This window comes from Streptomyces sp. S465 (genome assembly GCF_026898115.1).
Taxonomy (GTDB): Bacteria; Actinomycetota; Actinomycetes; order Streptomycetales; family Streptomycetaceae; genus Streptomyces; species Streptomyces luomodiensis.
In genome coordinates this window covers 8,399,877-8,422,087 of record NZ_CP114036.1, presented here as the reverse complement: position 1 = coordinate 8,422,087, position 22,211 = coordinate 8,399,877, and the positions used below count along the sequence as shown (strand labels likewise).

The window sequence follows — 22,211 nt, the reverse complement described above, 5'->3', positions numbered from 1 at the left end:
CACAGGCCAAAATCCACTTTCGATACACGGCCTAGCTCATCTGGCGCCGCACCAGCTCGCGCAGCTTCCCGTCGGGGAGGGCCATCAGCTCGGCCGGGGCGCCCTGCTCCACGATCCGGCCGTCCGCCATGACCAGGACGCGGTCGGCGTCCATGACGGTGGACAGCCGGTGCGCGATCACCAGCCGGCTGGCGTTGAGCCGGCGGGTGCTGTCGATGACGATGCGCTGGGTCTCGTTGTCCAGGGCGCTGGTGGCCTCGTCGAAGAAGAGGATGCGCGGGCGGCGGATCAGGGCCTGGGCGATCATCAGCCGCTGCCGCTGGCCGCCGGAGATGGCACCGCTGCCGGAGATCATGGTCTGGAGCCCCATGGGCATCTGCCGGATGTCCTCGGCCAGACCGGCCAGTTCAGCGGCGGCCATGGCCTCCTCGGGGGTGAACGGCTCGGCGCCGCGGATGCAGTCCAGCACCGTACCGCCCAGCGGCTGGGCGTTCTGGAGGACCACCCCGCACTGGCGGCGCACGGCCGCCTGGTCGAGGGCGGCGAGGTCCTGGCCGTCGTAGAGCACACTGCCGGACACCGGCCGTTCGAAGCCGATGAGCAACCGCAGCAGGGTCGACTTGCCGCAGCCGCTCGGGCCGACGACGGCCACGAACTCGCCCGGCCGGATCTCCAGCGAGACGTCGTCGAGCACCAGCGGCCCGTCGGCACCGTAGCGGAAGGTGAGGTTCTTGGCCCGGAGGTCGCCGGAGAGCACCCCCGGCTGCGCGCTGCCGCCACGGACCTCGGGCGGCTCGTCCAGGATCGGCTTGACCTGCTCGAACAGGGGCAGCACCGCGACCACCGAGACCAGCGCGTTGGTGAGCTGGGTGAGGGAGGTGAGCAGCATGGTCACCGAGGTGTTGAAGGTCAGGAAGGCGCCGGCCGACATGCTCCCGCGCGCCGGGCCGGCCAGCAGCATGAACACGATGAGCGAGACCAGCGGGAGGTAGACCGCGTCCAGCACCTGGGTGAGGTTCTTGATGCGGCCGGTGCGCTGATGCAGATCGCGGGAGTGGGCGAAGCCACGGGCCCAGGCCGCGTAGGCGAAGTTCTCGGCCGCGGCGACCCGCAGCTTGGGCAGCCCGCGCAGGGTCTGGAACGCCTGGTTGTTGAGCTTGTTCTCGCTCTCCACCAGCCGTCGCTGCCAGCGCACCTGCCACAGCCCCATGCCGAGGAAGACCCCGGAGACCACCAGCAGCAGGGCGATCACCGCGAGCGCCAGCGAGGCGCTGTAGTACAGCAGCAGGGCGAGGTTCACCGCGCCCACCGTGCCGGCCTGGAGGACCGTCGGGGCGACCCCGGAGAGCACCCGGCGCATGGCGCTGATGCCCATCGCCGCGCTGGCCAGCTCTCCGGTGGAGCGCCGGGCGAAGAAGGTGGTGGGCAGCCGCAGCAGCCGGTCCCACACCGCGGGCTGGAGGGTGGACTCCAGCCGCCCCTCCAGCCGCAGCAGGGTGAGGTTCTGGAGCAGCATGAAGGCGGCCACGACAACGCCGGCGACGATCAGGGCCAGGGAGATCTGGACGATGGGGTCCTTCTCGGCGCGGGGCACGAATCCGCCCAGCACCTGACCGGTGGCCAGGGGCACCAGCGCGCCGAGCGCCACCGTCACCAGCCCCGCGATCGCGAGGTTGCGGATGTCCCCGGCGGAGCCGCGGGCGCTGAAGCGCATCAGCCGCCACACCGTCATCGGCCGGTCGGGCAGCGGACGGTAGAACATCACGGCCCGCGGCTCGAACTGATCCGCGTTGTCCGGGCCGACGCGGATGCGCAGACCCGAGGCGGGGTTGACCGCCTCGTACCGGCCGCGCCGCCACAGCAGCGCCACCGGGGCCCCGGACTTGGCCCGGTAGCCCACCAGCGGTCCGGCGTCCTCCCGCCACCAGCGGCCCTCCAGCCGGACGGCGCGGGTGCGGATCCGCGCGTGGGCGGCGATGCGCTCCACCGGGTCCGTGCGGTCGTCGGTGGCGCGGACCCTCGGCGGCTCGGGCAGGGTGATCCCGGCGGCCTCCGCCACGCGGCGGCACACCGCGTACACGGCGTCGTCGGTGCTCTCCTCCGACGGCCACCGCTCCCGCCGCGGCCCGGCGATGGAGGCGATCAGCGCCTGGTCGGCGCGGGTACGCACGGCCTCACCCGCGCGGATACCGGCCGCCGTGCGGTCCGCGTGGGCCCGCTCCATGGTCTCGATCCAGCGGTCCACGGCGGTGCCGAGGCGGTACTGCTGATTGACCATCCGCTGCCACAGCGCGCCGTCGATCAGCAGGTCCCCGGCGGCCTGGGCGCTGTACTCGGCGCCGTAGCGCACACTGCCGGGCGGTACCGGAAGCCAGAGCAGGTCCTCGTCGGCCGCCTCCGCGTCGGACGCGGTCCCGCCGTCCAGCGGGGCCTGGAAGAGGACGCCGAGGCTGCGGCTCACCCCGAGCGACACGGCGTGCTCCAGCGGGGTGGGCGGGGTGTCCTGGAATCCGCCGCCCCCGTACGTGCCGTACGGGTCGTGGGCCGGGGCCGTGCCGTACGGGTCGTACGCCTCCGGGCGGTACAGCTCGCGCAGCGGGATACGGCGCACCAGGCAGTCCTGCGAGGGCCGGCCCAGCAGGGTGTGCCGTGGCCCCTCGACCGGGCCCGGCAGCGCGGCGCCCGTCTCCAGCCGGCCGAGGAAGTGCCACTGGCCCTCCTCGGCGGCGTCGACCGCGAACAGGTCCAGGGCACCGCCGACGACCAGCCAGAGCACCTGCGGGCCCTCCAGCGGGAGGCTGCGCGCTCCGGCGAGGTCGACGGGCGTGCCGAGGGCGCCCAGCGCCTGGACCACCGCGTCGCCGCCGTCCGCGGCCACCGCCGCGGACGGGTGAACGGACGCCATGTCAGTGCTCCTTCATCAGCTCGGCGTACGGGCCCTGGGCGGCGGCGAGGTCCTCGTGCCGTCCGCGTTCGACGACCGTGCCGCGGTTCAGGACGAGGATCTCGTCGCTGTCGCGCACGGTGCTGAGCCGGTGGGCGATCACCACACACGCACAGCCGCGGCGGCGCAGGTTGTCCATCACGATCTGCTCGGTCCGCGCGTCCAGGGCGCTGGTGACCTCGTCCAGCACCAGGACGCTGGGGCGCCGCACCAGGGCGCGGGCGATCTCCAGCCGCTGCCGCTGGCCGCCGGAGAAGTTCCGGCCGTCCTGCTCCACCCGGCAGTGGATGCCCTCCGGGCGGCGTGCGATCACATCGTCGTAGAGCGCGGCGTCCCGCAGGGCCTCCACCACCGCGTCGTCCGGGATGGACGGGTCCCACAGCGCCACGTTGTCCCGCACCGTCCCCTCGAACAGGAAGACGTCCTGGTCGACGAAGGAGACCGAGGCGGCCAGCGCACCGCGGGGGATGTCCTCCAGGCGCTGTCCGTCGATGCGGATGACCCCCTCCCAGGGGGTGTAGAGGCCGGAGACGAGCCGGGAGACGGTGGACTTGCCGCTGCCGGAGGCGCCGACCAGCGCCACCTGCCGGCCGGGGCCGACGGACAGCGAGAAGTCGCGCAGCAGCGGTTCGTCCAGCGGGTTGTAGCCGAAGGTGATGTGCTCCAGCGTCACCTGCCCGGTCAGCCTGCGGGTGTCCGCGCGCGGCTCGTCGCGGGTGTAGAGGGAGTCCACCGGGAAGTTCTCCACGTCCTTGAGCCGGGCCACGTCGGCGGAGAAGTCCTGCACGCGGCCGGCCACTCCGTTGAGCCGGGTGATGGGCGCGGTGAAGCGGGCCACCAGCGCCTGGAAGGCCACCAGCAGACCGATGGAGATGTGTCCCTCGACGGCCCGCAGCCCGCCGATCCACAGGATCAGGGCGCTGTTGAGCGTGGCGAGGGTGGGGGCGACCACGGCCAGGTGGGCGCTCGGCACGCCGAGGCGCTGCTGTTCGTCCAGGGTGATGGCGTGCTGACCGGCCCAGCGGCGGAAGTAGCCGGTCTCGCCGCCGGTGGCCTTCACCGTCTCGATGAGCTGGAGACCGGTGTACGCGGTGGTGGTCAGCCGCGCGGTGTCGGCCCGCAGCTTCTGGGTCCTGGTGGCCCGCAGCCGTACCACCACCCGCATCGCCACCACGTTGAGCAGCGCCAGTCCGACGCCGACGACAGTGAGCTGGGGGTCGTAGGTCCACAGCAGAACGGCGTAGAGGACCACCACGATCCCGTCGACGGCCGCGGCGGCCAGATCGCGGGCGAGCGTCTCGGCGACGGTGTCGTTGGAGCGCAGCCGCTGGACCAGGTCCGCCGGGCTGCGCTGGGCGAAGAAGGTGACGGGCAGCCGCAGCAGATGCCGCAGGAACCGCGCGCTGCCGAGGGTGGAGGAGATGATGCGTCCGCGCAGCAGATTGGCCTGCTGGACGCCGGTCAGCACGGCGGTCAGCGCCACCGCCACGGCCATGGACGCGAACAGCGGGCCCAGCGTCGAGTCCTGGCCGCCGATCAGGAAGCCGTCGATGAAGGCACGGCTGAGCGCCGGCACCGCGGCCCCCACCGCCACCAGCAACAGGCTGGCCAGCAGCGACGCCAGCAAGGTGCCCGTGGTGCCGCGCATCCGCGCGGGCAGGGCGCCCAGCACCCCGGGGCGGCGGCCGCCCCGGCGGAAGGACTCCTCGGGTTCGAAGACCAGGACGACACCGGTGAAGCTGGTGTCGAACTCCTCGACGGGGACGAAACGGCGGCCCTTGTCGGGGTCGTTGATGTGGACGCCGCGCTTGCCGAACCGCCGTCCCATGCCGTCGTAGACGACGTAGTGGTTGAACTCCCAGAACAGGATCGCCGGGGCCTGGACCTCCGCGAGGGCCTCGGGCTCCATCTGCATGCCCTTGGCGCGCAGGCCGTAGCCGCGGGCGGCCTTGAGCAGATTGCTGGCGCGCGATCCGTCCCGGGAGACACCGCAGGCGATCCGCAGTTCCTCCAGCGGGACGTGGCGCCCGTAGTGTCCGAGCACCATGGCCAGCGACGCCGCACCGCACTCCAGGGCCTCCATCTGGAGCACGGTGGGGGTGCGCACGGTCCGGCGCCTGGATGTCCTCGGCCCGCCTCCGCCGCGCGGGGCGCGCCGCCGGCCGCGGGCCGGCTGGGGGCGGCGCGCCCCGCTGCTTCCGGCGGGTGCGGGCCGGGGCGGGCCGCCTTGGTTCGTCGCGGTCACGGGAGCAGCCAATCGATGGGGTGGCGGTCGGCCAGGTGGATGGTGCCGCTGGTCAGGGTCATGGAGCCGAGGGCGAACGGCGGGCCCTCGGGGGACGACCAGCGGTAGCCGGAGCGGGTGGCGGAGCTGCGGTGAAGGCGCACTTGGACCGCGACCGGCGGACCGTGCTTGGAGAACTCCGCGCCGAGCTGTTCGCTGCCGAGGTAGGAGCCGATCTGCTGGGACGACTGGGCGGTCCGGCCGACGGCTTGCACCGCACCGCGCAGCACCCCATAGGTCTGCGTGGGCACGGACTGCACACTGAGGTCGACCGACGCGCCCGCCCGGACCGAGGCCGCCCGGTCCGCGGGGACGTACAGGGTCGCCACCAGGGGGTCGCCGGAGTGGCCGACCCGCTCCACGGACGCGACGTCGGCGCCGGTGTTCAGCACGGAGCCGATCGAGGCGGAAAGGGCGGTGAGCCGGCCGGCGGCGATGGTGCGCACGACGGTGGTGCCACGGTCGGTGCGGACCTTCAGCAGCGGCGCTCCCGCCGGGAGGGTGCTGCCCTCGCGCGCGAGGACCGAGGTCACCTGGCCCGCGATCGGGCTCTGCAGCACATAGCTGCCCTGTCCGTGGGTGAGGATCCCGGTGGCTTCCAGGGTGCTGGAGACGGCGCCGGTGACGGCCCATACGGCGGCACCGGCCATGACCACCATCGTCACCGCCAGCGCCAGCCATCCCTGGGGACGGGCATAGCGCACCGGCAGATCGATGTCCTCTGCCGACTGAAGCTTGGTGAGGGCCTGCTGGCGGAACTGCACGAAAGTCTTTCCTCAACCGCGAGGGGAGTGGCCGGACACCACGGGCGGAGTGCTCGATGAGGCGGGCGCGGACCGCCGAGTGCCCCGGACCTGGCGGGTCCGGGGCACGGGGAAGGCGGTGCGTCAGCCTCAGAGGCTGCTGACGACCCCACCGACGATGCCGGTGGTGTTCAGGCCGGTGAGACCGTCAACCGTGCCGGTCACGGTGCCGACGACGCCGGCCACCGGGCCGGTGACGGAGTCGACCGTGCCGAGGACGTCGCCCACCGGGTTGCCGATGCCGCCGGCCACGTTGTCCAGCTCGGCGTCGGAAATCTCCTGGGTCGCGACCTTGGGCGCGTTGTTCATTGTTGCGTCTCCCTTGGGTGACTGTCTCGTTGAGCTTGCAACAGCGCATGGGGGCCGAAGGGGATCGGCTCCCGCGGCCGGCCACGGGGCTCCGGGAACCCGGGGTCCGTAGCTGCCTGAGCGCGGAAGGGGATGTAACCACGGGGCTCGCGGCGTCGCGAATCAGCCAACCCCCGGAATCGGGCATTCCGCCACTTACCGATGACACGCCAGGCACATCCGCACACAGCATCAACGCGGTTCCCTCACAGAAAGGTCACCCTTCGCGCCGCGCCCCGGACACCTTTCGCCAGGTGACGCGCGTCATTCCAGGTCCGGCGGCCGGGACCGGGGCCGAGGTGACACCTGGGACGGGAGGTACGCACGGCATCTGTGGAGCAGCTGTGCTGATCACTTGAAGACCAGGCGAACGGCGGTCGCACGCGCCGCCGGGCGACGCGGGAATGGCGACATGTGCGACATCAGTCCGCCCGGCCCCGCTCCGGTACCTCCTCGCCGTCCGGCACCGGTCCGGGCGGGGTGCCGTCGCCGAATGGACGACCGCCCAGCTCCTCACGGTGATGCGGGGTCAGCCAGCCGGAGCGGTCGGGGCCGAGCGGGACGATGCGGCGGGGATTGATGTCCGTGTGCACCTGGTAGTAGTGGCGCTTGATGTGGTCGAAGTCGACGGTGTCCCCGAAGCCCGGCGTCTGGAACAGGTCACGGACGTAACCCCACAGCACCGGGTCCTCGCTGAGCTTGTTGCGATTGCACTTGAAGTGGCCGTGGTAGACGGCGTCGAACCGGACCAGCGTGGTGAACAGCCGGATATCGGCCTCGGTGATGGTGTCACCGACCAGATAGCGCCGCGTGGCCAGCCGCTCGGACAGCTCGTCGAGGCGGGCGAACAGACGCCGGTAGGCGTCGTCGTAGGTGTGCTGGTGCTCGGCGAAACCCGCCCGGTACACGCCATTGTTCACATCGCGGTAGATCCCCTCCGCCACCTCGTCGATCTCGTCGCGGTGCTCCTCGGGGTACAGGTCCGGGGCGCCCTCCCGGTGGAGGGCGGTCCACTCGGTGGCGAGGTCCAGGGTGATCCGGTGGTAGTCGTTGGTGACCAGTGCGCCGCTGGGGACGTCCACGACCGCGGGCACGCTCACCCCGCCCGGATATCCCGTCTCGCGGGCGTCGTACGCCTCACTGAGGAACGCGATGCCCAGCACCGGGTCCCGGTCCCCCGGGTCCAGGGTGAAGCGCCAACTGCGCTCGTCCTGGACGGGGTCGGCGACGGCCAGCGAGAGGGCCGGCTCCAGGCCGAGCAGCCGCCGTGAGACCAGCGCACGGCTCGCCCAGGGGCAGGCCCGGCTGACCACCAGCCGATAGCGCCCGGCCTCCACCGGCCAGCCGTCCCGGCCGTCGGCGGTGATCCGGTCGGAGAAGTGTGGCGCGGATCGGCGGAACTCCTTGCGCTCGCCGGATGTGTCCTGGTCAGCGGTGTTCAACGGGACCACCTTCCACAGCGTGAACCTTGTGTGCGGTCCGTGCCACGGGTTGGCTTGCGAACGTTCCGTGCCACGGGGTGACACCTACCCGGTTCCACATCACGGGAAGGGGTATTCCTCACGGATCGGACACGGCACCGGGCCACGGGTGCCGGCCGGGATCGACCCGCTGCGCGCCACGGCCTGTGCCACCTGTGCGGGGGCACTGCTGCTGGGGGCGCTCGCCGCACCCGATCTCGGGGGGACGTGGGCCGGAACGTCGCCGAGCGCGGGAAAGAAGCCCTCGGAGCTGTGACGCACCGTACGGCGACCGCCTGGATCACTCCCCACGTGGTGATGCAGACCGTCGTCACGCTGGGGCCGGGGCTTCGTTCCCGCGCTGTGCGGCAGGGCCGACGCTAAAGCGGATCACGGGGGCGGACAACGGTGCACGGTGCGCATCGTCGCCCGCGGGCATGTGCACGGTGCGCAGTCAGACCTCCTGGTGGAGCCCGGAGATGTGCAGGGCGTGCACCAGGTCGTGGATGCCGGACCCGGTGGTGAGCAGATCACGGCTGAGCAGGTGTTCGGCGGCCCGCAGACGGGCCCTGACGGTGTTGCGGCTGACGCCGAGGTGGCGGGCGGTCCGCTGGGCGTCGGTGTTCGCGTCGATCCAGGCGCGCAGGGTGGTGTGCAGATCGCGGCCCCGGGTGTCCCGCAGCGGGCCGAGGAATTCCCGCGCCCAGGCGTGGGCGGGTCCGGTGCTCAGCAGCTCGTCCAGGGTGGGCACCGGGCGCCCGTCCGCGGCGCCGAAGCCACCCTCCGGCTGCCCTCCGGTCAGGCCGAAGGCCAGGTCGAGGGCGGCCCGGGTGCGCACCTCGCCCAGGTCCAGGCCGAGGGCCGTCTCCACCCGTCTGAGGTGGTGGGAGACGGTGTTGCGGCTGATGTCCAGCAGCCGGGCCACGGCGGACCGGGGGAAGGTGACGGCGAGCCGGGTGATGTCGAGCGTGGCCCTGGGGGTGGTGGCCAGTGGCCGCAGCAGGGCGCGGGCCCAGGCGTCCGCGTCGGTGCGGGGCAGCAGCGGCAGCAGCGGGGTCCGGCCGAGGTAGGCGGCCGTCCGCTCGGGGGTGTGGTGCGCCGCGGCCAGGGCGTGGACGGCCTGCCCGTACGCCTCGGCCGTGGCGCCGAGCGGATACGGGCTGCTGATGCCCAGCGCGTAGTGCGGGTTCTCCCGCACCAGGCGGCGCAGCACCATGCCCTGGCCGTGGGCCGTCTTGGGGTCGGCGTCGGTCCCGTCGGCGGCGTCGGCCTTATCGGCGTCATCGGCGCCGGCGTCGTCGTCGTCGGCGACGAGACAGATGAGGTGCTCCTCGAAGGCCGGGCAGTGCACCATCAGACCCGTGCCGTGATAGCCCGATCCGTCCTGGTAGGCCTGCGCCAGCCGGTCCCGGTCCTCCGGTGGGCAGTGCAGCAGGTAGACCCGCAGCCGTTCGGCGTCCAGCAGCGCGGGGACGGCGCCGGTGGTCATCCGGCGGGCCAGGGTGATGTCCCCCGCCAGCAGGGCGCTGAAGACGGCGAACCGCAGCTGCCGGGCCTTGTGCTGGTAGCCGCGGAAGGTGGTGTCCGCGTCCTGCGCCCGGTCCAGCAGCGCGATGACGCTCCCGGCGTGCGAGACCAGCGACGCCGCGTCCCGGGTGGGCGCCGAGGCGCCGGCCACCACCAGGACGGGGCGTGGCACACGCGCGCCGAGTGCCTCCAGGCGCACCTGGAAGGCCCCGCTCTCGGTGACCGCCGCGGCCATCTGCCCGCCGGCCAGGCGCGCCAGCGTCGGCCCGAGCGAGGGCAGGATCTGCCGGGGGAAGCGCGCGGTGGCCGCCTCCACCGCCCCCGCGCTGCCGACCAGCGCGACACCGGCGTCGATCTGCCGGCCCAGCCAGTCGAGAACCGCCCGCGGGTCCGCCCCGGTCCCCCGGCTCATCTGCCGCCGCACCTCGTGCAGCAGTTCGTCCAGCCGTCCGGTGTGCGCCGGTGCCTCCACAGCAGTGCTCCTCCTCACCCCGCCGTTCGCCATGTCGTGCGGCCCGGTCGGCGGTCCGCCCACCGACGTACTGTATTGACCGTTTCACGGGCCTTCGAAAGCGCCGGGCACATCAGGCCGGTCGCGCGCGCAGGTTCCCGGCCCGGACGGTGTCTTCGCAGGCCAGGCCCGTGGTGGGGGTGGTGACCCGGGCTGTTAGGTTGACATGCCCGGTTGTGAAGCAAAAGGAGATCACGTGCGCAAGGCAGTGCACATGGCAGTCACTTCGGTCATCGTCGGCCTTGTCGTCAGCGGCTGTGGAAACAGCGATGACGGTCAGAAGGAATCGAAGCCGAGTGGCGGAGCCACCTCGACCGCCCGGCAGTCGCCCAGTTCGAGCCCGTCGGCCCAGCGCACGATCATCGAGCGTTCGACGGGGTCCTGGAAGTCCATCGTGGCGGCGAAGTCCGACGACGCCCTGGCGACCCTCACCATCGCGGACGGCGAGGTCACCGCGAAGGGGCCGAAGCTCGACTGCACCGGCACGCTGAAGCCCGGTCAGGAGGACGGCGCGGACGCGCCCTCCCTGACCCTGTCGTGCGAGGGCGGCAGCGATGGCGGTCGGGGCCGGGGCACCGTCCAGATGAAGGGCGATGACGCGCTGGCGATCAACTGGGACGGCCCCGAGGGCGGCTTCGGCGGCCCCATCGACAGCTTCCGCAGGGCGAGCTGACGCCCGCCGGACCCCGGCGGCTCCCGGGCCCTCGGCGAGGCCGGGAGCCGCAGTGCTTTTACCGCATCGTGACGGCAACATGGCCCCGCATGACGGCGGGTGGCCCACCGCTTCAATCGTGTGGCATGCATATGACATCGCTTGTGGTGCGCTTCCACCGCGACGAATCCTCGAGAGGCCGGGGCGCTCACCGTGCGCTTCCGGTGCACCGCGCGGTCCCACACCACCCATAGAGCGCGCACGCACCACGGCGCGCCACCGACCGAGGAGGAACCCTCGCGATGGCAGTGATGCGTACCACCAAGCGGCGGATCGCCGCAGCGATCGCGGCGGCGGCCGCCGCCGTCTGCGTCGGAGCAGGCACGGCGCTCCCCGCGCACGCCGCACCGGCCGAAGGCACGGTGCTGCACGCCGGCGCCGCCGACGCGATCCCCGGCAGCTACATCATCACCTTGAAGAAGACATCCGGGCTGAAGGCCACCTCCGGCGAGGGGAAGGACCTCGTCTCCGGATACGGCGGCGAGGTGCGGCGGACCTACACCACGGCGCTGAACGGCTATGCGGCGAAGCTGAGCGCCACCGAGGCCAGACGGCTCGCCGCCGATCCGGCCGTCGCCTCCGTCGAGCAGGACCGCGAGGTCCACGCCGATGCCACCCAGACCAACGCCCCCTGGGGCCTGGACCGGGTCGACCAGGCCGGTCTGCCGCTGAGCGGCACGTACACCTACCCGGACAGCGCCGGCAGCGGGGTGACGGTCTACGTCCTGGACACCGGCGTGCGGATCACCCATACGGAGATCAGCGGCCGGGCCTCCTACGGCTATGACTTCGTGGACAACGACACCACCGCGCAGGACGGTTACGGCCATGGGACCCACGTGGCCACGACCGTCGCCGGCAGCACCTACGGCGTGGCCAAGAAGGCGAAGATCGTGGCGGTGCGGGTGCTCGGCAACGACGGGTCGGGCACCACGGCCGGTGTCATCGCGGGCGTGGACTGGATCACCGCCAACCACTCCGGCCCGTCGGTGGCCAATGTGTCGCTGGGCGGCGGCGCCAGCACCTCGCTGGACACCGCGGTGAACAACTCCATCGCCTCCGGCGTGACCTACTCCATCGCCGCGGGCAACTCGAGCGCCAACGCCGCGAACTACTCCCCCGCCAGGGTGGCGGCCGCCCTCACGGTCGGCGCCACCACCAGCGCCGACGCGCGGGCGAGCTACTCCAACTACGGGTCGGTCGTGGACCTCTTCGCCCCGGGTTCGAACATCACCGCCGGCTGGAACTCCTCCGACACCGCCACCTACACCGGCAATGGCACCTCGTTCGCGGCTCCGCACGTCTCGGGAGCCGCGGCGGTCTATCTCTCCGGCCACCCCTCCGCGGCACCGTCCGCGGTGGGGTCCGCGCTGGTGAACGGGGCCACCTCGGGGGCCCTGTCCGGTATCGGCTCGGGCTCGCCCAACAAGCTGCTCAAGGTAGTCGAGTAGCGACCACCGCGTAAGCGACCACCGCGTAAGCGACCACCGCGTAAGCGCCGCCCGCCGGGACACCCGGCGGGCGGCGTTCGCCGCGTGCGGCGGTCTCACATCACGGAGCGGAACAGGCCCTCCAGCGCCCTCGCCACCTGGTCCGACGAGAGCGGGTCGGCGACCCCGCCCACGGCGTAGATGGCCCGGTCCAGCTTGATGCCCCGTGTCATCGCGCCGAGCAGCGCGGCCAGTTCGGTGCCGGTCAGCGCGGGCCGGTGGCCGGCCCGCTCGAACAGCGCGTCCAGCATGGTGCCGATGCGGCCGCTGAACCAGTTCTCGTGGTCCACCAGGGCGGTGGCGGCCTCGTGGTCCCGCAGCGCCATCATCCGGAATTCGAGGTGGATGAAGACCCACCGGGCGTCCAGGTGCTCCCCGCTGAAGATTCCGGCGAAGATCCGGGCGAGCTGGGGGGCGAGGTCCCGTTTGGTGTCCACATGGGCGATCCGCTCCCCGATGTAGTCGGCGGTGCGGTCGCCGTGCCGCCGGAAGACATCGAGGAAGAGTTTCAGCTTGCTGTCGTAGTTGGAGTAGAAGGCCCCGGTGGTCCTGCCCGCGCACTGGCAGATGTATCCGATCGAGGCCCCGTGGAAACCGCGTTCGGCGAACGCCCGCTCCGCCCCGACGAGCAGCGCTTCCACGGTCTTTGACCGCTGCGGCGGCATCGGTGTGCCCCTCTCCCCCAGTTGTTCGACCAACATGGCCAGATCCGTACGGTATCCGATCCGTCCCCCTGTTCAGTAGGGAACCCTATCGGTAGCGTTCCCTATCGAAGGCCGCGGCCGATGCTCCGGAAAGTTCGTTCCGGGACGTTCGTTCCGGGCGGTTCCAGGAATCACGAAGGAGAGCCATCGTGAACACACCGATGCCCACGACCCATGACGACCTCCGAGACCTCCCTTCGTATCCGAATGAGCGGGACGACTACATCAACCCGGCACGCGCGCTGCTCAGCGGGCCGCCGATCAGTCCGCTGAGGTTCGTCGGCGGCAGCGCCGGCTGGCTGGTGACCGGCTATCACGAGGCGCGGGAGGTGCTGCGCGACCCTCGTTTCAGCGCCGAGCGCTGGCGCGGCGACGACGCGATGCGGGAGGTCCCCGAGTCGATCCGGCGGGAGCGGAGCAGCGGGGCGGGGTCGTTCCTGGCCATGGACGCGCCGGAGCACGGACGCTACCGGGGGCAGCTCACCAAGTACTTCACCGTGCGGCGGATGCGTGAGCTGGAGGAGCGTATCGAGGACATCGTGGCCGAGCGGCTGGACGCCCTGGAGGCGGCGGGCAAACCGGCCGATCTGGTCCGGCACTTCGCCCTGCCCATCCCCTCGCTGGTGATCTGCGAGATGCTCGGCGTGCCGTACGAGGAGCGGGAGCTGTTCCAGACCGTGGCCGCTCAGCTGCTGCGCCAGGACCGCACCGACGAGGAGTTCGTCGCCGGGCGGGCCGCGCTCCAGACTTACCTGGGCACGCTGATCCAAGCCAAGCGCAAGGAGCCGCGGGACGATCTGATCTCCCTGCTGACCGCCGTCGACGAGTTCACCGACGAGGAGATCGCCGGTATCGCGGGGCTGCTGCTGATCGCCGGCCACGAGACCACGACCAACATGCTCAGCCTCGGCACCTTCGCCCTGCTGCGCCACCCCGAGCAGCTGCGGCGGCTGCGGGAGGACGAGTCGCTCCTCCCGCGGGCCGTCGAGGAGCTGCTGCGCTACCTCAGCATCGTCAACGCCTTCCCCGTCCGCATCGCGCTGGAGGACGTCGTCGTGGGCGGTGTCACCATCACGGCCGGCCAGTCCGTGGCCGTCTCGATCCCCGCGGTGAACCGGGACCCGGCGCTGGTGGACGACCCGGACACGCTGAACATCGAGCGTGCCCGCAGCAGCCATCTCGCCTTCGGATACGGCATCCACCAGTGCCTGGGCCAGCATCTGGCCAGGATCGAGCTGGTGGCGGGCTACCGCGGGCTGATCCGCCGGTTCCCGGGACTGCGGCTCGCCGTGCCTCCGGAGGAGGTCCCGATGCGCAGCGACATGGTCATCTACGGAGCGCATGAGCTGCCCGTCACCTGGTGACGACGCGGTAGGGCCCGTTCCGCACCCGACCGAAATCATCACATGAGCCTCGCATCCGTGGAGTTCATGTGATGATGCGGTGGCCCCGGTCCGTCCGGTCCGGGAGTGTGGAGGGGACATACACGTGAAGTCAACGACCTTCAGATCCGCCGCCGTGGGGGCCGTGCTGACGGCGGCCCTGTCCGCCGTGGCCCTGCCCGCCTCCGCCGCGAGCGCGGCGGAGAACGCGGCGGCGGCCGGCACCGTGGACGCCGCGACCGCGCAGTCCTTCGGACGGCTGGCCGACGCGGTGCTGACCCAGCGCACGGCGGCTCTGCTGGACAACGAGCGGTCTGCGCGGCGCGCGGCCCCGCTCGCCGCGAACAACGTCCGCCTGTCGGCCGGCGCGACCCGGGCCGAGGACACCGCGCTGTCCGCGCTGCGCACCCGCAAGGCGCGGCTGGCGGCCCTGGGCGAGGCGTACACCTCCGCCGACACCCGGGTGGCGGTGGACGGGGTGCGGGTCGAGGCCGGGCACGCCACGGTCCAGGCCACCGAGACCACGACGCTGACGTACCGGAAGGTGCGCGGCGACGAGCCCACGACCACCGGCTTCCAGGCACACCACCGGCTGAGCTTCACCGCCGCGGCGGACGGAACGTGGCAGCTGACCGGCCTCACCTCGGCCGACGACGGTCCGCTGGCGGTCAACGAGCCCGGTACGGCGCGGGTGGCGGCCGGGACGACGGCCCTGCCTGAGGCGACGCCCGCCGCCACCACGGTGCCGTCAAGGCCGCAGACGAAGCCCGCGGGCAGCTATGACTACGCGGCGATGGCCTCGTACGCGGAGAAGTACTGGCAGAACTACAACACCGCCTACCGGAAGTTCAACGACGACGGCGGGGACTGCACCAACTTCGTGAGCCAGGCCCTGAAGGCGGGCGGCTGGGCCCACCAGTCCGGCGACTACGACGACTACCACAGCTGGTGGTACGACACCTCGTACCAGTCGACGTCCTGGGTGGGCGCCAACGAGTGGTCCTGGTTCACGCTGGACTCCAAGCGGGCCACCAACCTGGCGAACGTCTACGACATGGGCGTCGGCGACGTGATGCAGATGGACTTCGACAAGGACGGGTCCAAGGACCACACCATGGTCGTCACCTACCGGAGCGCGAGCGGGGTCCCGTATCTGACCTACCACTCGGTGAACACCTACCGCAGGTCCGTGGCCAGCATCATCGCCTCGTACCCCAACTCGGCCTACTACGCCTACCGCACCTGAGGCACCCGGCGCGTGCGAACGCGCTTCCCGCGGCCGTGGACCCCGCCCCTTTCCGGGCGGGGTCCATCCCTTTCCGGGCGGGTCCGCCGCTTTGGCGGACCGCCGCGCACCGGTCCGACACCCGCGCTCGACGAAAATCCGGCGCACACCGGCGAGCGGCCGGCCCCGTGATGTGATGACCGCACGCTGCACGACGGCCGTGGCCGAATCCCCGCGGCGGAGACCGCCTCCCCAGAGCCGACTGCGCTAGTATGGCGCGCACGCAACTAAAGGCGTACGCAAGCATTGCGGGCGTCCAAGGCATCGACGAAGGAGCGCCGTGCAGATCGACCTTTCCGGTAGGACCGCCCTGGTCACCGGCTCCACCCAGGGCATCGGGTTCGCCATCGCGGCCGGCCTGGCGCGGGCGGGCGCCCGTGTCGCCGTCAACGGCCGCCGGCCGGAGTCCGTCGAGGCCGCCATCCAGAAGCTCGAGGAGGAGACGGCGGGCGGCTCGTTCGTCCCCGCCCCCGGCGACATCACCTCCGAGGACGGCGCCCGCCAGGTCACCGGCGCCGTTCCGGACGCCGATGTCCTGGTCAACAACCTCGGCATCTTCGGGGCCGCTCCGGCGCTGGAGATCAGCGACGCGGAGTGGCGGCGCTACTTCGAGGTGAACGTCCTGGCCGCCGTCCGGATGATCCGCGGCTATCTGCCCGGGATGAAGGACCGCTCATGGGGCCGGATCCTGAACGTCGCCAGTGACTCCGCCGTCGTCATCCCCGCCGAGATGATCCACTACGGGATGTCCAAGACCGCGCTGCTCGCCGTCACCCGCGGCTTCGCCAAGGAGGCCGCCGGCACCGGGGTCACGGTCAACTCGCTGATCGCCGGGCCGACCCACACCGGCGGGGTCGAGGACTTCGTGTACGAGCTGGTGGACCCGGAGCTGCCCTGGGAGGAGGCCCAGCGGGAGTTCATGGCCAAGCACCGGCCGCAGTCGCTGCTCCAGCGGCTGATCGAGCCCGAGGAGATCGCCAACATGGCGGTCTACCTCAGCTCCCCGCTCGCCTCGGCCACCACCGGCGGCGCCGTCCGCGTCGACGGCGGCTATGTCGACTCGATCCTCCCCTGACCGACCCCCGGCCACCCCTCGAAAGCCTCATTCCGGTAGGAACCGTTCCGCGTGGACCGCGGTTCATAGGGAGCGAAGAGGCAGACGACCCGGGGGGTTTCCATTGAGCAAGGACGCGTTCGCGCACCCTGACCGCATCAGAGCGAGCCGTTGGATCACCGTCCTGGTACGGCAGTTCCCCGAACTGCGGGCGGAGCTGGCCGCCACCCCGCGCCGCTTGGGCGCGGGCCGGCGGCGGGACGGCGCCGACCGCCACGGGCCCTCGGCACCGTTGCGCCTGCGGGTCTCCGACACCCTGCGCGACATCACCGACGGCGTGGTGGAGCTGGAGGAGGCCGTCCACGACCGGCTCGGCCTGCCGCCCGCGGCCAGGGGAACGGTCGAGGTCCGGCTGGTACGCCTGGCGGGACTGCTGGAGCGGGTCGAGGCCGACCCGGTGCTGATGCGCCATCTGCTGGACGAGGTCAGCGCGATGGCGCGACGCTGCGCGGGCGCGCTCGGGGACGCCGAGCCCGTGGTCCGGCTGCGCGGCCGCTGCCCGCTGTGCGCCTCGGTCTCGCTGCGGGCCTTCCCGCTGCGCCGGGCGGTGCTGTGCATCAACCCCGGCTGCCGCTGCCCGCACCCGGCCTGCGGCTGCCATGCGGACCGGGCGCACCGGCACTCCTGGCCGGAGGGCGAGTGGGCGGAGCTCTCGGCCGGCGGCGGGATCGCCCTGGAGGAGATCACCGCCGCCCTGGACGGCCGTTCCGCCGCACCGGCGGTGAACCGGTGAGGACCACCCGGGCGCCCGAATACCCCCTGCTGACCGCCGCCGTGGCCGCCCTGGAGGTGGGCGTCACCCCGGCCACCATCCGCAAGTGGGTGCAGTTGGAGCGGCTGCGGCCCGCGGGCCGCCAGGGCAAGGCGTTCCTCTACCGGCTGGAGGATGTGTTCGCGGCCGAGCGCGCCGCACGGCGACATGACTGACCTGCGGACCCCTTGGTCATCTTGGGACAAGTGACGACAAGTGGTTGTCACGGGGCGCCAGGTCAATCACACTTGGTGCCAGCGGCGGAGCTGTGCCCGGGGAACGGGCCACGGCCCCGCCGCTTTTCGCTGTGCGCAGCCCCTGACCACAGCAAGGAGTGCGCGCATGACCGAGCCCTTGGTGATCTTTCCTGACGTCGAACGCCTCGTCGTCGAGCATTTGCAGAACCGCCCCGAACTGGCCGGGGTGCTGGTGGACAACCGGACCCCGCCGGACTTCGACGGGACCCAGAAGGCCGTGCTGGTCTCCCGGGCGGGCGGGGTCTGGGTGGAGGACATCCACCTGGACCAGCCGCTGGTCGACCTCGAGGTGTACGGCCCGGACAAACCCACCGCCCACACCGTCGCCACGGCCGCCCGTACGGCGCTGTTCACCGTGCGCGGCACCACCTTCGGCACCGCCCGCGTCACCGATGTCTCCGAGGTGGACGGCCCCCGTTGGCTGCCCGACTACCTCCACGCCGCGGCCAGCCGCTATCTGTCCACGGCCCGGCTCTCGATCCGCCCGGCGTAGCCGGCCGCCTGTCCTCATCACGCCACAAGGAGCCACGCATGCCCGGAATGAACCCCAATGAGATCCGTGTCGCGGGGACCGGCCGCATCCTGACCGCACCGCTCGGCACCACCGTCCCGGCCGATGTCTCCACGGAGTGGGCGGCGGGCTGGAAGGACCTCGGGTACACCACCACCGACGGCATCAAGTTCAACAAGAAGGACAAGATCGACCCGGTGGACACCTGGCAGTCGGTCAGCCCCGCCCGCTTCGTCTACTCCGACCGCGACCTCACCCTGAAGTTCCAGCTCCTCCAGCTCAACGAGGACACCCTGGCGTTCTTCTTCGGCGGTGAGGCGGTGACGGAGACCGAGGCCGGGTCCCAGGTGTACCGCTATGAACTCGCCGCCGAGCCGAAGAAGGACGAGCGGATGCTGGGCGTGGAGTTCGCGGACGGCGATGTCATCAGGTACCGGTTCGTCATCCGCCGCGGCCAGGTCACCGAGACCGAGGAGCTCCAGCTCACCCGCACGGCCGCGGTCCGGCTCGGCGTCACCTTCACGGCGCTGGCCGTGGACAACGCCACCCCGCTGGCCACCTGGCTGATGAACGACCCGGCGTTCGCCGGATCCTGACCGCGCCGCCCCGACCGCGCCGCCCCGGCCGCGAAGACCCCGCCCACGAAAGATCTCCACCGTGAAGGAGCCGTCACCCATGTCCGCGTTCAATGTCAACGCCGCTCGCGCCCAGCGCCTCGAAGCGCTGGGCCTGACCTGGGACTTCGAGGTGGACGGGGAGACGTTCTCGCTGCCCACCGAGATCCCCCGCCGCTCCGCGCACGCCCTGGCCGAGCTGAAGGACAACGACCTGGACGGACTGCTCGCCCTCCTGATGGGCGAGGAGAGCTACCAGCGGCTGTGCGCACACGAGGTGAGCGTGCAGGACATCGCCGCGATCCTGGAGGCGTACGGCCAGGACACCGGGCTCGGCGTGGGGGAAGGCTGAGCCTCGGCGCGCTCGTGGAGGAGCACGCCGAGGCGCTGGAGGCCGATCTGCTGCGGTACTACGGCGTCGACCTGCTCGACTGGCACCGCGAGGAGCTGTCCTCACGCCGTCTGGCGGTCCTGGTGCGCCATCTGCCACCGGACTCGGCGTTCGTACGGTCGCGGGAGGGCGAGGCCGCGGAGTGGACGCTGACCGACCATCTGCTGGCGGCGGCCGTGGACCACCTGGCGATCGCCAACTGGATGTTCGCGTCGGTCAACCGCGACGAGTACGCGGACCCGCCCCAGACGCCGGTACCGGTGCCGAGGCCGGGGGCCGGAGCGGGGGCGGAGACGGAGCCCGTCGACGCGTCCGGCGGCCCGGCCGCCACCGGGCCGGCGCCGACGGCGGCGGAATTGGCGCGGTTCTTCGGCTGAGGAGACGTTCGGCCGACGAGGCGTTCTGGAGCTGAGGGGAAGGAAGATGACGGGATCGATCGATCCGATGAGGTCCATGGGCCAAGAGATCGACCGCAGAGTGCACGCCGCCCTGAACACGGCCGGCAAGAAGATCGTCAAAGACGCCGTGGACGCCGCGAAGGCCATCGTGCACCCCGCGGCGGTGAAGGGCGAGACCAGCGGCATCAAGACCGAGGCGGTCGGAGCCTCGCTCGGCTTCAAACTGTTCAACGCCGAGAAGACGGTGTTCGACCTCCAAGAGATCCTCGACAAGAGGCGCGGTCTGGACCCGGATTCCCTCAAGCGCGAGATCGCCACCGTACGCGGCGTGGCGGAGCGGGCGACACGGATCGCCGAGCAGGCCACGGTGACGTTGCGGAACACCCGCCAATCGCTCGGCCGCGTCACCGGCCGAGCCCTGGGCCAGGCCACCCGGGCCAACCGGCGGCTGGACGCCCTGCGGACCGAGATCCGGCGCAGCGCCCCGCAGCAGCAGGCGCACATCGGCAACACGCGGTCCTTCAGCGAAGCCGCCGAGCGGATCAACCGCCTCGAACAACGCATCAGCAGCCTGACCCGAGCCCTGGACTGACGCGCCGGGAAGGAGGCAGCCATGTCACTGATCGCGGCACTCAACAGGTCGTCGTCCGCACTGGTCAAACTCAAGAACGGCACCGGTCAGGCCGATACGAGCGTCGCCCGGCTCGCCCGTACGGCCACCCAGGCGGGTTCCGCCGTCGGCCGTATCAAGGCCGACGTCGACAAGTCGGCCACCTCGATGCGCACCCTCCAGCGCAACGCCGACGCCGCCGAGCGCTCCGTCGCCAAGAGCGGGAGGTCCATGAGTACGGCGGGGCGCAGCGCGGCGACCGGGGGCGGGCTCATGGGGCGGATGAAGACGGGGCTCCAGGGGGTGACCACGGCCCAGAAGGGCCTGAACACCGCCATGAAGGCGAATGTCTTCGGGGCCGTCATGGCCCTGCTGATGCCGCTGATCATGAAGCTGGTCGACATGGCCCTGCAGTCCAAGACCGTCCAGCGCGTCGTCCAGGCCGCCTTCCGGATCATCGGCCAGGTCATCGGCACCACCATGCGGGTGGCCAGACGCGTGGTCCAGACGACGTGGAACGCCATCAAGACGGCGTTCACGGTCGTGCTGAAGGTCATCTGGACGGTGGTGAAGACCTACTTCACCCTCTACAAAACCATCATTACCACGGTCATCCACGCCATCATGGCCGTGGTACGGCCCCTGCTGTCGTTCTTCTCCGAGCGCGTCCCGGGCGCCTTCCGCTCCGCCCGAAGGGGCATCCAGCGCGCCTTCAGCGGGCTGGCGGGCATCGTGAGGGGTGCGTTCAGCGCCGTGCTCGGGGCCGTGCGCGGACCGCTCAACGGAGTGATCGGGCTGGTCAACCGGGCGATCGGCGCGCTGAACCGGGTCAAGGTCTCGGTGCCCTCCTGGGTGCCGGGGGGAATCGGCGGCCGGTCGTTCGGGGTGAACATCCCCACCATCCCCACACTCGCCCAGGGCGGCGTCGTGCTGCCCCGCCCCGGCGGCACGCTCGCGCTGCTCGCCGAGGGCGGGCAGGCCGAGGCCGTCCTGCCGCTGAACCGGCTGCACACGCTGCTCGCCCGCACCGGGCCCGCGCCCGGCCCGGCCGCCTCCGGCAGGCCACCGGGCGGATTCGTCATCGAGCACTACCACGAGGCCCCGGGCGCCACCGCCCGGCAGACCGCCGAGGATCTGATGTTCCTGATGAAGGCGAGGGGGTGAGTGACATGACGAGCCGGACCAGCACCACCGAACCGGGGCCGCTGATCACCGCCGATGGGCAGGTGCAGTGGGCCGGGCTGCTGATGGGCCCCGGCACCGACTACTGGATCGCCGCCGAGGGGCTCACCGGCTGGGAGGAGCTGCCCGCCCTCGACACCTCCGACGCCGACCGCCCGGTGGGGCACGGCGGCTGGCCCGGTTCGCAGTGGGCGCAGGCCCGTACGGTCACCGCGCAGGTGTGGTTCGCGCCCGACCCGGACGCCGGGCCACAGGCCGTGCGCGACGCGCTGCGCGCGCTGCGCGCCGCCACCGCCGTACGCGATGAGGAGGAGTGGCTCGCGGTACGGCTGCACGGCGAGACGCTGGCCGTACGGGCCCGGGTCACCCAGCGCGTCGTGCCCACCGACCGGCAGTTCACCGCAAGCCGCCTGGCGAAGATGACGCTCCAGTGGAAGGCGAGCGACCCACGCCGCTACGAGGCGGTGGCACGGCGGGAGACCGTCGGTCTCCCCCGGCCGGAGCCCGGCCTGACCTGGCCGCTCGGCTGGCCGCTGATCTGGGGCACCCCCGAGTCCACCGGCGATCTGAACGTGGAGAACACCGGCAGTGCCCCCGCCCACCCCGTGATCACGTTCACCGGTCCGTGCACCACGCCACGGCTGGCCAACCGCACCACCGGCGACTGGCTGGAGTACGCGATCACCCTGGCCCCGGACGACGAACTCGTCGTCGACACGGCCGAGGGGACCGTGATGTTCAACGGCACCGCGTCGCGACGTCATACCGCGACGTCGGGCAGCGCCCCCGAGGAGTCGTTCACCCTGCCGCCCGGCACCTCCCAGCTGTCGTTCCGGGCCGAGTCCGCGTCCGGCGGGGCGGCGGACGTCACCGTCACCTGGCGCGGTGCCGACTGGTGACCGCCCCGAGCCGCCCACCGGCCCGCACCCGCCT

The 22,211-nt window shown here is 71.8% G+C and carries 21 protein-coding genes; 14 read left to right on the top strand and 7 right to left on the bottom strand.

Annotated features, from left to right (window positions below):
• Positions 1–31: 31 nt before the first annotated feature.
• The 6 genes from N6H00_RS35565 to N6H00_RS35540 form a co-directional block, all read right to left on the bottom strand.
• Positions 32–2,905 (bottom strand): NHLP bacteriocin export ABC transporter permease/ATPase subunit, encoded by a 2,874-nt coding sequence (locus tag N6H00_RS35565; RefSeq protein WP_268975972.1) that lies wholly within the window; start codon positions 2,903–2,905, stop codon positions 32–34.
• A gap of 1 nt (position 2,906) precedes the next feature.
• Positions 2,907–5,189: an NHLP family bacteriocin export ABC transporter peptidase/permease/ATPase subunit gene (locus tag N6H00_RS35560; RefSeq protein ID WP_443073142.1), complete on the bottom strand. Its 2,283-nt coding sequence runs from the start codon at positions 5,187–5,189 to the stop codon at positions 2,907–2,909.
• The gene (locus N6H00_RS35555; RefSeq protein WP_268975970.1) at positions 5,186–5,992 is read right to left on the bottom strand and encodes an HlyD family efflux transporter periplasmic adaptor subunit; all 807 of its coding nucleotides are present in this window, start codon (positions 5,990–5,992) and stop codon (positions 5,186–5,188) included. The genes N6H00_RS35560 and N6H00_RS35555 overlap by 4 nt, the downstream gene beginning before the upstream one ends.
• 129 nt (positions 5,993–6,121) lie before the next feature.
• On the bottom strand, positions 6,122–6,340 hold the full coding sequence (locus tag N6H00_RS35550) for a type A2 lantipeptide (RefSeq protein WP_268975969.1): 219 nt from the start codon (positions 6,338–6,340) through the stop codon (positions 6,122–6,124).
• Positions 6,341–6,801: 461 nt separating this feature from the next.
• Positions 6,802–7,821, bottom strand: a complete 1,020-nt coding sequence (locus N6H00_RS35545; RefSeq protein WP_268975968.1) for a glutathione S-transferase family protein — start codon at positions 7,819–7,821, stop codon at positions 6,802–6,804.
• A 472-nt stretch (positions 7,822–8,293) separates the two neighbouring features.
• Complete coding sequence (locus tag N6H00_RS35540; protein ID WP_268975967.1) at positions 8,294–9,838, bottom strand: helix-turn-helix domain-containing protein; 1,545 nt, start codon at positions 9,836–9,838, stop codon at positions 8,294–8,296.
• 253 nt (positions 9,839–10,091) lie between these two features.
• On the opposite strand from N6H00_RS35540, the gene N6H00_RS35535 reads away from it, so the two are divergent.
• Together N6H00_RS35535 and N6H00_RS35530 are read left to right on the top strand one after the other, a co-directional pair.
• Complete coding sequence (locus tag N6H00_RS35535) at positions 10,092–10,550, top strand: hypothetical protein (protein WP_268975966.1); 459 nt, start codon at positions 10,092–10,094, stop codon at positions 10,548–10,550.
• Between the two features lie 281 nt (positions 10,551–10,831).
• The gene (locus N6H00_RS35530; protein ID WP_268975965.1) at positions 10,832–12,040 is read left to right on the top strand and encodes a S8 family peptidase; all 1,209 of its coding nucleotides are present in this window, start codon (positions 10,832–10,834) and stop codon (positions 12,038–12,040) included.
• Positions 12,041–12,135: 95 nt separating this feature from the next.
• Here N6H00_RS35530 and N6H00_RS35525 read toward each other — a convergent pair whose 3' ends face one another.
• On the bottom strand, positions 12,136–12,780 hold the full coding sequence (locus N6H00_RS35525) for a TetR/AcrR family transcriptional regulator (RefSeq protein WP_268975964.1): 645 nt from the start codon (positions 12,778–12,780) through the stop codon (positions 12,136–12,138).
• A 152-nt stretch (positions 12,781–12,932) separates the two neighbouring features.
• Here N6H00_RS35525 and N6H00_RS35520 point away from each other — a divergent pair, with 152 nt between their 5' ends.
• From N6H00_RS35520 to N6H00_RS35465, 12 genes are all read left to right on the top strand, one after another.
• Entirely contained in the window at positions 12,933–14,147 is a 1,215-nt protein-coding gene (locus tag N6H00_RS35520) for a cytochrome P450 (protein ID WP_268975963.1), read from the top strand.
• Positions 14,148–14,271: 124 nt separating this feature from the next.
• Positions 14,272–15,411, top strand: coding sequence for an amidase domain-containing protein (locus N6H00_RS35515; RefSeq protein ID WP_268975962.1), 1,140 nt, complete (start codon positions 14,272–14,274; stop codon positions 15,409–15,411).
• 319 nt (positions 15,412–15,730) lie between these two features.
• Complete coding sequence (locus N6H00_RS35510) at positions 15,731–16,525, top strand: SDR family NAD(P)-dependent oxidoreductase (RefSeq protein ID WP_268975961.1); 795 nt, start codon at positions 15,731–15,733, stop codon at positions 16,523–16,525.
• Between the two features lie 103 nt (positions 16,526–16,628).
• Complete coding sequence (locus N6H00_RS35505; RefSeq protein ID WP_268975960.1) at positions 16,629–17,297, top strand: hypothetical protein; 669 nt, start codon at positions 16,629–16,631, stop codon at positions 17,295–17,297.
• The gene (locus N6H00_RS35500) at positions 17,294–17,491 is read left to right on the top strand and encodes a hypothetical protein (protein ID WP_268975959.1); all 198 of its coding nucleotides are present in this window, start codon (positions 17,294–17,296) and stop codon (positions 17,489–17,491) included. The genes N6H00_RS35505 and N6H00_RS35500 overlap by 4 nt, the downstream gene beginning before the upstream one ends.
• A gap of 166 nt (positions 17,492–17,657) precedes the next feature.
• Positions 17,658–18,065, top strand: a complete 408-nt coding sequence (locus tag N6H00_RS35495; RefSeq protein ID WP_268975958.1) for a hypothetical protein — start codon at positions 17,658–17,660, stop codon at positions 18,063–18,065.
• Between the two features lie 38 nt (positions 18,066–18,103).
• The gene (locus tag N6H00_RS35490; protein ID WP_268975957.1) at positions 18,104–18,679 is read left to right on the top strand and encodes a phage tail tube protein; all 576 of its coding nucleotides are present in this window, start codon (positions 18,104–18,106) and stop codon (positions 18,677–18,679) included.
• Positions 18,680–18,758: 79 nt separating this feature from the next.
• On the top strand, positions 18,759–19,049 hold the full coding sequence (locus N6H00_RS35485; RefSeq protein WP_268975956.1) for a hypothetical protein: 291 nt from the start codon (positions 18,759–18,761) through the stop codon (positions 19,047–19,049).
• Positions 19,050–19,063: 14 nt separating this feature from the next.
• Positions 19,064–19,465, top strand: a complete 402-nt coding sequence (locus N6H00_RS35480; RefSeq protein WP_268975955.1) for a hypothetical protein — start codon at positions 19,064–19,066, stop codon at positions 19,463–19,465.
• A gap of 46 nt (positions 19,466–19,511) precedes the next feature.
• Positions 19,512–20,078, top strand: coding sequence for a hypothetical protein (locus tag N6H00_RS35475; protein WP_268975954.1), 567 nt, complete (start codon positions 19,512–19,514; stop codon positions 20,076–20,078).
• 21 nt (positions 20,079–20,099) lie between these two features.
• Positions 20,100–21,260 carry a hypothetical protein gene (locus N6H00_RS35470; RefSeq protein WP_268975953.1) on the top strand — a complete coding sequence of 387 codons (1,161 nt, stop codon included), beginning with the start codon at positions 20,100–20,102 and terminating at the stop codon, positions 21,258–21,260.
• A gap of 5 nt (positions 21,261–21,265) precedes the next feature.
• Positions 21,266–22,177, top strand: a complete 912-nt coding sequence (locus N6H00_RS35465) for a phage distal tail protein (RefSeq protein WP_268975952.1) — start codon at positions 21,266–21,268, stop codon at positions 22,175–22,177.
• Positions 22,178–22,211 lie beyond the last annotated feature (34 nt).